At 65.5% G+C, this 11,636-nt stretch carries 9 protein-coding genes; 7 read left to right on the top strand and 2 right to left on the bottom strand.

Features of this window, described 5'->3' with window-relative positions; translation table 11 throughout:
- Positions 1-219: 219 nt before the first annotated feature.
- The 6 genes from VGR99_RS05130 (at position 220) to VGR99_RS05105 (ending at position 7,144) form a co-directional block, all read left to right on the top strand.
- Positions 220-1,272, top strand: coding sequence for a LacI family DNA-binding transcriptional regulator (locus VGR99_RS05130; protein WP_326897208.1), 1,053 nt, complete (start codon positions 220-222; stop codon positions 1,270-1,272).
- A gap of 199 nt (positions 1,273-1,471) precedes the next feature.
- Positions 1,472-2,830, top strand: coding sequence for an ABC transporter substrate-binding protein (locus tag VGR99_RS05125; RefSeq protein WP_326897227.1), 1,359 nt, complete (start codon positions 1,472-1,474; stop codon positions 2,828-2,830).
- 111 nt (positions 2,831-2,941) lie between these two features.
- The gene (locus tag VGR99_RS05120; protein WP_326897207.1) at positions 2,942-3,856 is read left to right on the top strand and encodes a ribokinase; all 915 of its coding nucleotides are present in this window, start codon (positions 2,942-2,944) and stop codon (positions 3,854-3,856) included.
- Between the two features lie 61 nt (positions 3,857-3,917).
- Entirely contained in the window at positions 3,918-4,850 is a 933-nt protein-coding gene (locus tag VGR99_RS05115; RefSeq protein ID WP_326897206.1) for a dihydrodipicolinate synthase family protein, read from the top strand.
- Between the two features lie 265 nt (positions 4,851-5,115).
- A complete protein-coding gene (locus tag VGR99_RS05110) occupies positions 5,116-5,478 on the top strand; it encodes a copper resistance CopC family protein (protein WP_326897204.1) in 363 nt (120 codons plus the stop codon).
- Positions 5,479-5,488: 10 nt separating this feature from the next.
- Positions 5,489-7,144 (top strand): copper resistance D family protein, encoded by a 1,656-nt coding sequence (locus VGR99_RS05105; RefSeq protein WP_326897203.1) that lies wholly within the window; start codon positions 5,489-5,491, stop codon positions 7,142-7,144.
- A 70-nt stretch (positions 7,145-7,214) separates the two neighbouring features.
- Here VGR99_RS05105 and VGR99_RS05100 read toward each other — a convergent pair whose 3' ends face one another.
- Together VGR99_RS05100 and VGR99_RS05095 are read right to left on the bottom strand one after the other, a co-directional pair.
- A complete protein-coding gene (locus tag VGR99_RS05100; protein WP_326897202.1) occupies positions 7,215-8,465 on the bottom strand; it encodes a Bcr/CflA family efflux MFS transporter in 1,251 nt (416 codons plus the stop codon).
- 114 nt (positions 8,466-8,579) lie between these two features.
- The gene (locus VGR99_RS05095) at positions 8,580-9,905 is read right to left on the bottom strand and encodes a glycosyltransferase (RefSeq protein ID WP_326897201.1); all 1,326 of its coding nucleotides are present in this window, start codon (positions 9,903-9,905) and stop codon (positions 8,580-8,582) included.
- A gap of 388 nt (positions 9,906-10,293) precedes the next feature.
- Between VGR99_RS05095 and VGR99_RS05090 the strand changes: the two genes are divergently transcribed.
- Positions 10,294-11,244, top strand: coding sequence for a c-type cytochrome (locus tag VGR99_RS05090; RefSeq protein WP_326897200.1), 951 nt, complete (start codon positions 10,294-10,296; stop codon positions 11,242-11,244).
- The last annotated feature ends 392 nt before the right edge of the window (positions 11,245-11,636 follow it).

The raw sequence follows: 11,636 nt of genomic DNA, 5'->3' as shown, positions 1-11,636 counted from the left end.
CTTCAGCGCCAATGGTACTATGGCTTAAGCCCTGGGAGAGTAGGTCGCTGCCAGGCCTGCAAAGGACAAGAAATCATCCTCTTTCGATGTTCGAATCCAAAACGCCGCCTCCGGAAACGGAGGCGGCGCTTTCGTTTGGGCTGATTTTTTCCACACAGCCTGCCCGCGCGCGAATACCATGGCACGGTACTGATCAAATCAGATTCGACCGTGGCGGGGATGGTAGCTGGTTCAAAGAGAGCGCGTGGCGGCAGCGGCCGCGTCAAGCTCGAGGAGGTTGCCCGCAAGGCCAATGTCTCGACCGCGACCGTCTCGCGCGCCTTCAACGAGCCGGACAAGGTCTCCGAAGAGGTCAGGCAGCGGGTCAAGGACGCCGCGCGCGCGCTGAACTGGATCCCGAATGCGGCCGGACGGGCGCTGGCCTCGCGCCGGACGCATATCGCCGGGGCCATCATCCCGACGCTCGACAACGAAATCTTCGCCCACCAGATCAGCGGCATGCAGAGCGTGTTCAGCGAGCGCGGCTTCACGTTGTTCCTGGGCTGCTCGAACTACGATCCGGACGAAGGCTTGAAGCAGGCCGATGCCATGCTGGCGCGCGGCGTCGAGGCGCTGGCCGTGGTCGGCGAAAGCCATCCGCCCGAGCTCTTCGAGGCGCTCAATTCGCGCGGCATTCCCTACGTCGTGACGTACTCCTACAACAAGCTGTCGCCGCATCCGTGCATCGGCTTCGACAACCGCGCAGCCTTCCATCGCATGACGGATCATTTGCTGTCGCTCGGCCATCGCCGGTTTGCCGCGATCTTTCAGCCCGACACCAACAACGATCGCGTGAAGCAAAGGCTTTGCGGCGTCCGCGACGCGCTCGCGGCTGCCGGCCTGGAAATCGCCGCGCCGGATTTGATGATGGGTCCTTCGACGCTGGAGTTCGGCGCGGAAAGTTTTGCTGCATTGATGGCGCGAGCGGCCGGGACCCGGCCCACCGCGATCGTCTGCGGCAACGACAATCTGGCGATCGGCGCGCTGATGGCCGCGCGGGAAGGCGGCCTGGAGGCGCCGAGGGATTTTTCGATCACCGGCTTCGACGACCTCGCGATTTCATCGCGCTTCTCTCCCGGGCTGACGACGATGAAGGTCGACAACCAGCAGATCGGAATCCTGGCGGCCAACGAACTGCTTGCCGTGATCGCGGGCGAGCAGGCGCAGGTCCGGTCCCGGGAGATCGTGCCCGTCCTGAAGATCCGCGAGAGTGCGGGCGCGCGAGGCCGCTGACGCGCGAGCGGCAGCAACAATCATCGCTTCGATAGCCGCGCAAATGCCCCGGAAGGGGGCGCTTGACAGTAGATATGTAAGCGCTTACATGAGCCCGTTTTAAAAGCCATGAAAGCACCCGGCGGGTCTTTTGCCGGAACGGGACGGAGAGGAAACGAGAATGCGCGACAGCCTTTTGCGATGGGCCAGGACCTGCTCGATGGCGGCATCCCTGCTGCTGCCGGTGATGGGAACGGCAAGCCCGGCGGCCGCCGAGGAGAAGCTCGTCGTCTGGTGGAACAAGGGCTACTACAAGGCCGAAGAGGACGCGCTGCTCGACGTCATCAAGAAGTTCGAGGCCAAGACCGGGGTCAAGGTCGAGCTGTCGCAATATGCGACGCAGGACATGATGCCGAAGCTGGTGGCCGCGCTCGACGCCGGCAGCCCGCCCGACGTCACCTATGCCGACACCTATCATTTCCAGGGCGCCGGCAAATGGGCATCCGAGGGCAAGCTGGTCGACCTGACCTCCGTCCTCACGCCGATCAAGGGCGAGTTCTCCCCGCAGTCGCTCGAAACGGTCATGCTCTACAACGACAAGACCAAGGCGAAGGCCTACTACGCCTTCCCGCTGAAGCAGGCGACGCTGCATCTGCACTATTGGAAGGACATGCTCGAAGAGGGCGGTCTCAAGGACACCGACATCCCGAAGGACTGGAAGGGCTTCTGGTCGTTCTGGTGCGACAAGGCGCAGCCCGCCGTGCGCAAGGCTTCCGGCAAGCGCATCTACGGCATCGGCCATCCCATGGGCGTCGACGCCACCGACAGCTTCATCTCCTTCCTGGTGTTCATGGACGCCTACAACGTCGTGCTGGTCGACGACAACGGCAAGCTCCTGGTCGACGATCCCAAGGTGAAGGCGGGTCTCGTCGCCGCCATGAAGGACTATGTCGACATCGCCGCAAAGGGCTGCACGCCGCAATCGGCGACGAGCTGGAAGGACCCCGACAACAACGTCGCCTTCCACAACAAGACGACGATCATGACGCACAATTCGACGGTGTCGCTCCCCGGTAAATGGCTGGACGATGCCAGCAACGAGACACTCACCGCCGAGCAGCGCGACGAGGCGAAGAAGAACTATAACGACCGCATCCGCACCATGGTGTGGCCCAACAAGCCCGACGGCACGCCGGTGCACACCCGCGCCTCCGTGGTGGTCGGCCTGATCTTCGAGCAGGCCAAGAACAAGGATCGCGCCAAGGAGTTCGTCTCGTTCCTGCTGCGCGACGAGAACCTCCAGCCCTACATCGAAGGCGCGCTCGGCCGCTGGTTCCCGGTCAAGACCGCGGCGCAGAAGTCCGCATTCTGGGATGGCGACGTGCATCGCCGCGCCGTGCGCGACCAGTTCTTCGCCGGCGTCGGTGGTTACGAGATGAGCAAGAACTACAAGTTCACCACCCTCAACAACGAGAACGTCTGGATGAAGGCCGTCAACGCCATCGTCACCAACAAGGTGCCGGTCGAGAAGGCCGTCGACGACATGATCGTCCGCATCAAGGAAGTGGCCGGCAACTGACGGCCAGGTCGGAAACAGTACCGCTCACGCGCTGCAAGGCGCGTGAGCGGTAGGGATCGTCAGTCTTGGATCGCCAGTCGCAAGCGAAGCTCTGTGGAGACCGCCAAGCCCATGTCCCTCATCACCGTCTTCGGTTCGATCAACGTCGACCTCGTTGCTGGTGTCGACATGATTGCCAGGCCCGGCGAGACGGTGCTGGCGACCGGCTACGCGACGCTCTGCGGCGGCAAGGGCGCCAACCAGGCGGTCGCCGCCGCGCGCGTCTCGCCCAAGGGACGCGTCGCCATGATCGGCCGGGTCGGACGCGATGGCTTCGGCCAGCTTTGCCTCGACAACCTTGCGGCCAACGGCGTGATCGTCGATGGCGTGACGAGCGGCGCGGAGCCGACCGGATGTGCCTTCATCAGCGTCAGCGCGGACGGCGAGAATGCCATTACGGTGGCGAGCGGTGCCAATGGCTGTCTCGCAGCCGACGCGATGCCGGCGGCGGAATTCTCTGCGACGACGACCCTCGTTCTACAGATGGAGGTCCCGTTCGCGGCCTCACTCCTTGTCGCCCAACGCGTCCGCGCGGCGGGCGGCCGCGTGATCTGGAATATCGCTCCCGTGCCGGAGCGCCTGAGCGAAGCCGAGCTGCGCGCGCTGCTCGCAGCCACCAGCGTTCTTGTCGTGAATGAGCACGAGGCCTGCGCCGCCGCGCGGCGATTGGGCTGGACCGGCGACGATTTCGAGAGCGCCACCGCCTTTCTCGCTGCGACCGGCAGGGTGACCTGCATCGTGACCGCGGGAGCGCTGGGGGCACGCGCGTTCCATCCGGACGGGACGTGCCACACTGCAGCGGCCGAACGGATCCTCCCCATCGATACGACCGGCGCAGGTGATACATTCGTCGGCATCCTGGCGGCCGGGCTCGACGAGGGGCGCGGCTGGCCGGATGTGCTGGCTCGCGCCTGCCGCGGAGCCTCGCTGGCGTGCCTCGCGCACGGCGCGCAGCGCGGCATGCCCACCGCCGAGGCGCTGGCGTGAACGACTCTCCCTTCGACAGGTTCTCGCCTGTCACCGATTTCAACCTTTCTGGAGCTGATCTGTGACTGCAACCATCAAAGGCATCATTCCGGTGATGCTGACCCCGTTCACCGAGGCGAACGCGATCGACTATGTGGGCCTCGAAAAGCTGATCGAATGGTACATTGCCAATGGCGCCGATGCGCTGTTCGCCGTGGCCCAGTCGAGCGAGATGCAGTTCCTGAGCCTCGATGAGCGCATTGCGCTGGCGCGTTTCGTCGTCCAGAAGGCGGCGGGCCGGGTGCCGGTCATCGCCTCTGGCCATGTCAGTGAATCGCGCGCGGATCAGGTGACCGAGCTGACCTCGATCGCAAAGATCGGCGTGGACGGACTGGTGCTGGTGACGAACCGGTTCGACCCGAAAGGGCAGGGCGGTACGGTCTTCATGGACAATCTGCGCGGCCTGCTCGATGCGCTGCCCGCCGGTCTTCCGCTCGGTCTCTACGAATGTCCCGCGCCGTTCCGCAGGCTCATGTCCGATGACGAGCTGGCGTTCTGCGCCGACAGCGGCCGCTTTGCGATTCTCAAGGACGTGTCGTGCGATCTCGAGACGGTGAAGCGCCGCGTGGCGCTGACGAAGAATTCCTCGCTCGCCATCGTCAACGCCAATGCGGCGATCGCCTTTGACGCCATGAAATCCGGCTCTGCCGGCTTCACCGGCGTGTTCACGAACTTCCATCCCGATCTCTACAAATGGCTGCTGACCCACAGCACGCGGCATCCGGCGCTGGCGGACGAGCTGTCCGTCTATCTCGCGCTCGCCGCGATGGCCGAGCCGATGGGCTATCCCAAGCTGGCGAAGCTGTACCATCAGCGGCTCGGCACGTTCGCATGCGCCCACAGCCGGGCCGTCGACTTCGACATCCGCGAGCGTTTCTGGGCGCTCGATGCGCTGCTCGACAAGATCATGCAGGGCCAGGCGAGCTTCCGCGCCAGGATCGCGGCCGCGGGCTGACCATGGCCGTGCCAATCTCGATGATGTGAGGGCGCTGGCCGCGCGGCGGCTGCGGACCGTGAATGGGCGGCCGAAAGCCCCGCTCTTGCAGGGCGGCCGGTGTGTCGCAGGTGCAACAGCCGGCGCATTTCCCTGAGCGGGGACCGCATTCAGGCCTCGCGCGCCCTTGTGAACCCGCAATCGTCTCCAACATACGTTCGCACGTTATCCACGCGCAGCGCGGCGCGTGGGGTGGAATGGGGGTTGGCGGTTGCGGGTGAGCACCATGAGCGCGTTCTTCAGAATCGCGATCTCTGCGTTTGTCCTGTCCCTTGTAGTTGAGCCGCATGTGGCCTCGGCTCACGCCATCATCGTGTCGTCCGCGCCGGCGGCGGATGCGACCGTATCGGGCGATGCAGTGGCAATCCGCCTGCACTTCAACAGCCGGATCGACCATGCCCGCTCCAAGCTGACCCTGCTCGCGCCGAACGGCGTGTCGCAAGCGCTGACGCCGGCCGCCGACGCGCCCGTTGACGAGCTCAATGCCGATGCGACGCACCTGTCGAGCGGCGCCTGGCGCCTGCACTGGCAGGTGTTGAGCGTCGACGGGCACATCACCCGCGGCGATATTCCGTTCAAAGTTCGCTGATGCTGCGCCCTTGTACCTGCTCCTCGACATCTTCGGTTATCTGTCGGTCGTCCTGCGAGGCCTGATCCTCGTCGCGCAGTCCTTTACGCTTGGCGGTCTCGCGTTCTGGATGTTGCTGTGGATTCCGCTGCGGCCTCAGCTTTCGACCGGCGGCCCGACCCTCGGGGAGAGGTGCCGGACGCTTCTCAAGGTCAGCGCCTTGGCGTGGGCACTCCTCACCATCGCCTCGCTGGCGCTCAACGCTGCCGCGCTGGTCGGAACGCTCCAGGTCTCGTGGAGCGACGCGGTCAGTGCCGATTTCGGCCGAGCCGACCTCGTCATTGCCGCATGCGCATTGGGCATCGCTGTCCTTGCGAAAAGTCCGGCGCAAGGCGCGCGGTCGGTTGGCCTTGTCGCGCTTGCTCTGTTGGGGCTCGCCATGCAGACCAGATTGACCCACGCCGCGAGCCGGCCGGACTTGCGATGGCCGCTATTGCTGTCCGATGCCGGCCATATGCTGGGGGCGGGAATCTGGATCGGAGGGCTGCCCTATTTCCTGCTCGCGCTCAACGGCTGCAAGGACGCGGGCGACTGGCGCCTCATCGCACGGCGCTATTCGCTGATGTCGATGGCCGCGGTCGCAGCGATCCTCATCGGCGGACTGACGATGGCGGTGACCTATATCGGCTCGATCGATGCGATCTACGGGACCGCCTATGGCGTCATGACGCTGGCGAAGGTCGGGTTGCTGTTGATGCTGCTGGCGCTCGGGGCGGGCAATTACTTCCTCGTCGAGCGGCTGCGACGCGATCCCGCGACGCCGATCCTGCGCCTGAAGCGCTTTGCCGAGGTCGAGATCGGCATCGGCCTCACCGTTCTGCTCGCCGCTGCGTCGCTGACGTCGCTGCCGCCGGGCGTCGATCTCGCGCAGGATCGCCTGAACTGGCAGGAAATCGTCGAGCGTGCCACGCCGCAATGGCCGCCGCGCCTGACCAGCCCGGATTACGACAAGCTCACCGTCGCCCAACTCCAGGCCAGGATCACCCTGGCGGACGCCGGGCGCGCCAACGCACAAGCCGCCTACGTTCCCGGCGAGGGCACGATCCTGCCGCGAAATGCCGAAGACATCGCCTGGTCCGAGTACAACCACCATTGGGCCGGGATCTTCGTGGTATTGATCGGACTGCTCGCGCTGATCGAGCATTTTCGCTGGGGGCGATGGGCGCGGCATTGGCCGCTGTTGTTCCTGGGGATGGCTGCCTTCCTGTTCTTTCGCGCCGACGAGCAGGCCTGGCCGCTCGGGCCGGCGGGCTTCTTCGAATCCTTGCGCGATCCGGAAGTGGCGCAGCATCGCATCTTCGTGCTGCTCATCGCCATGTTCGGCATTTTCGAGTGGCGCGTGCGCCTGCGCGGCGGCCGGGCCGGGCTGGCGGCGCTGGTGTTTCCCCTGACGACGGCGCTGGGCGGGGCGTTGTTGCTGACGCATTCCCACGCCATCGCCAACATCAAGGATCAGCTCCTCATCGAGATGAGCCATACGCCGCTGGCGCTGTGCGGCGTTCTGGCGGGATGGGCGCGCTGGCTCGAATTGCGCATGGACGGTCGCGTCCGTCAGGCGGCGGCCTGGGTCTGGCCGGTCGCCTTCATCCTGGTCGGGCTGATCCTGCTGGAGTACCGCGAAGCCTGACGGCGCGCGTCGTCAGGGCGAGCCCTGGCTGCCGTAGCAGACGACGCTTGCCGCAAGTTCCTTGCTGGCGTCAGGAACGCGTGGGGCTGCGGATTGCCGCGCCCGCATCGATCGTCTGCGATTGCAGACGACGGTCGGCGGGGCGGGCGACGAGAAGATACAGGACCAAGGCGAGGACCGACGATGCGGCCATCACCGCCGTCATCGACAGTGCCGTCTGTCCGTCGAAGCGAACCGCCACGAGCCCGCTCGAGATGGCGCCCGTGATCAGTTGGATGCTCCCGGCCGCCGCACTGACCGCGCCGGCGATGTCGGGCAGATGCTGCATCGTCGCGCTCATCACGTTCGGCACGCTCAGCCCGAAGCCAAGCGCAACCGCCATCAGCAGCACCACGACGAGCGCGATGGGCATCCAGCCGGTCAATGTCATCACGAGCAGGGCGACGCTCGCCGCCGACGACAAGGACAGCCCGATTGCGAGCATGTGGCCCGAGGAGATTCCGCGCCGGCCGAGCTGGCCGTCGAGGAAGGCGCCGCCCATCACGGATGCCGAGCAGGCGCTGAAGATCAGGCCGTATTGCTCGGGCGAGAGCCCGACGGCGCCGACGAAGAACAGCGAGGCGCCGGTGACATAGGCAAACACCGTCGCGCCGCCGGCGGCGCCGACCAGGATGAAGGGCAACGACACCGGATGCGTCAGCACCCGGCGATAGCTGTCGATCACGCCTGACGGCACCAGGCGAGCGGAGGGCGCGGCCGCCGCGGTTTCGGCGAAGCGAAACATCACCACCACCAGAAGCATGAAGCCGATCGCGGCCTGGGTCGCATAGATCGACTGCCAGCCGGCCGCCGCCAGCAGCGCGGCGCCCGCCGTCGGCGCGATCACGGTCGCGACGTTGACCGCGACCATGACGTTCGCGATCTTGCCGCGCGCGGCGTCGCCGTCGAAGAGGTCGCGGATGATGGCGAAAGTCGTAGCGGTTGCGGCCGCGCCGATCCCCTGGACGAAGCGGAAGACGAGCAGAACCGGCAGCGAGGTCGCGAGCGCGCAGCCGATGCTGGCGGCGATGAACAGCGTCAGGCCGAAGGCCAGCACCGGCTTGCGGCCAAGGCGGTCCGAGACCGGTCCGTAGACCAGCGGCGCGGTGGCAAGGCTCAGCATGAAGGCGCTCATGGTCAGCCCGACATCCGATGCGCTGGCGCCGAGCGCGGCGCCGGTCGCCGCCAGTGCCGGCAGGTTGATGTCGATGCCGGAATACGGCACGGCGGCGAGAGCGCCGAGCAGCAGAGTGAACGCAAGAGTGTCTGGTTCGATACGCATGGACGGATATCCGCTGACGTTTGACGGGCTTTGATGTGGCGATGGAGCGCGGTCGCGCCGCGCTCCATCGCTCTGCTCAGGAGTGGATCAGGCGCGCCGGGCGGCACGCCGTCCCTAGCTCGCCGCGACGGCGCGCAGACGCGACACCTCGGTCTCGTCGGTCACGAGCTCGCCGATGATCCGGAGCACTTCCGCCCGCGTATTGATCCCGGCGAACTCGTCCGCGATCTGCGTTGCGCGGAGTTGATAGCGCGGCTGGTCGAGCACCTCGCGGACCGCATTGCGCAACGCCTCCGGCGTCGGCTCGTTGGTCTCGAGGTTGATGCCGACACCGGACCAGGCGACCCGCGCATTGACGTCGGCCTTGTCTTCGGTCATCCCCGCCGTGACCAGCGGGATGCCGAAGCTCATGGCCTGGTTGACGCTGCCATAGCCGCCATTGGTGACGAGCACGTCGACATTCGGCAGCAGCCATTCGAACGGCAGATAGCGGGCGATGCGTGCGTTGGACGGTACCTTGCCGGGGATGGCGTTGACCGGGCGGCCGCCCGCGGTCGCGACCACCAGGATGTCGGGCTCGTCCGCGAGCGCCGCCAGCGTCGGGGCGACCAGCAGGTTGAAGTTGTGATTGGCCACCGTTCCCTGCGTCACCAGGACGATCTTGCGCGAGCCGTCGAGATCCTCGGCCCAGGATGGCGGCGGGACCTGGTTGGGGATGATCGGCGGCGTGCCGACATAGTGCACGGTGGGCGGAATCTCGCGCGGAAATTCGAAGCTCGGCACCGACAATTGCAGATAGGCATCTGCGAGCGCGACGACGGAATGGAATAGCGGCATCGCGATCGGCCCGACGCCGAGCGTCTTCAGCACCCGGTTGAGGCGCAGCGACACCGGCTGGTCGACCGCTGCGTCGAAGTCCCGCGCCATCGCGGCATATTGATCGCGCTGCTCGACGGACTGTGCCGGCGGCAGGCCGAGGAAATTCGGCGCGCCGTCCTCGCGTGCCCAATGCAGGAACGAGGTCCCGCACAGCGCGATGGGAGGCCGCTGCGAGCGCGGTCCGAGCAGCATCGGCAGCACGCCGAACAGCATGTCGTCGCCGACGATGATGTCGGCGGGAAACTGCCGCAGCACCTGCAGCAGCCCCTGGTGCTGGGCCGGCACGGCGTCGACGAAGAGCCGCTCGCACGCAACACGGAGCCACTCCAACCCCGGCGGGATGGATTTGAGCTCGGGGAACAGCGAGAAGATGTCGTTCGGATCGAAGTCCGCGCCTTCAGGAAGGGGGAAGAATTTGACGCCGCTGGCTTCGACGCGGGCCCGGAAGGCGGTGCCCGTCATGAAAGCAACCTCATGGCCTTCGCCGACGAGAATCTGCGTGATCGCCAGCATCGGATTGAGATGACCGGTCGCAGGTGTCGAGCCGATTAGAATCTTCATGGGAGATGACCTCTTGATGATCGATGCACGGTCGCCACAGGGCGGCCGCTCGCGTTAGCAAGAGGGAATTGAGGGGATCGCCGTTACACCAACACTTCCGATGACCGCCAAATGGTTACGTCGGCAACGCATCGTGGCGCGGCCAAGGCTGACATCAAGAAGGCCGGCATCAAGGCTGGCGGCGTGCTGCGACAATATCGCCGCGCAAGAATTACAGTTGTAACGCGAGCGGCCGGCCGTGAAACGGGGCGGTAATGCCGCGCTCGTAATCCGGCAAGACGCCGTTTGGCGTGCCGCGGACATTCAACGGCGATTTGGCCGAAGGCAATTTTTGACGACCGAGATATCGCGCTGTTTTGACCGCGCAGAATTCTTTGAGGAGAACGCCATGCAGGATATTCTCGCGCTGGCGGCGATGGTTGCTCTCGTCGCGTTTCTGGTCTGGCTCGGCGTTCGCGCCCTGCGGGCGGATCATATTCTGGTGAAGTGGGGCGGCGTGGTGCTGGCAGTCGTGCTGGCCATCGCAATGTCCGGCGTGAGCGCGTTGACCGCAGCGGGCATCGTCAAGAAGCACTCCCGTTCCGCGCCGGTCCCCGATCTCAAGATCGAGGGGACACCGGAGCAAATTGCCCGGGGCAGGGCAGTCGCCGACGGTTTCTGCGCCGGATGTCATTCCAACAGCGGCGTGTTGTCGGGCGGCGGCGACGTCGGCGCGGATCTCCCGCTTCCCATCGGCTCCTTCGTGCCCGCGAATCTCACGCCTGCCGGAATCTTGAAGCTGTGGTCCGACGGCGAGATCTTCCGCGCCATCCGCAATGGCGTTGACGCGCAGGGGCGATGGCTGGCGATCATGTCCTTCACCAATGCCGGCCGGCTCAGTGACGACGACACCAAGGCGGTGATCGCCTATATCCGCAGCCTGCCCGCGACGGGTACGCCGACCCGTGACCCCCCGGATCGCTTCACGGTGCTGGGTCTGGCGATGCTGGGCGCTGGAATGCTGCCGGACGCGAAGCAGGTGTTCACCGGCGTGATCACCGCGCCGCCGAAGGCGCCGACGGCGCGTTATGGCAGATATCTTTTGTCCTATCAGGACTGCCGTGAATGTCACGGCAAGGACCTCACCGGCGGCGTGCCCGGCCAATTGCCGCCGCTCGGGCCCGACCTCGGTATCGTCAAGGACTGGAGCCAGGCGCAGTTCATCGCCACCATGCGCACGGGTGTCGATCCGAACGGACGTCGGCTCGACGACCAGATGCCGTGGCGGCCGATCGGACGGATGGACGACGACGAGCTTGCCGCGATCTACCAGTACCTCGCAGGTCTCCCGCGATCCTGACATCTCCCGCCAGAATGATCCGGTGCGGCTGGTCTCACCCTGCCGCGCGCTTGGCACGCGCGTCTCGTATGGACGCAAAGAGCAGCGGCATCGGCAAAAGCTCGAGCCGTGAAAGTCGGCGTCGCGCACACGGGAAAATCTAGCAACGTTGTTGAGTCAGTCGCGCAAGTCGCCGTCATCGCCGAACGGTCTTTTCGTCGACGGCGAACAATGAAGCACGCCGGCATACTGGAATCGCTCAAGAGTAGCATTAGCTAGGATCACAATGCTTCACGTCTGCGATATCCGAGGGAATTGGCCGCAGAAATACCGGGTTACGGCGTCATTACGGCGTTATGGATAGTGTCGCGCCTGGCGACGTTTCTGCTGTCCGGCATAATGTTTTGAATGAT

It is taken from the genome of Bradyrhizobium sp. (assembly GCF_035935975.1).
Classification (GTDB): domain Bacteria; phylum Pseudomonadota; class Alphaproteobacteria; order Rhizobiales; family Xanthobacteraceae; genus Bradyrhizobium.
This window is presented reverse-complemented; position numbering and strand designations above follow the sequence as displayed.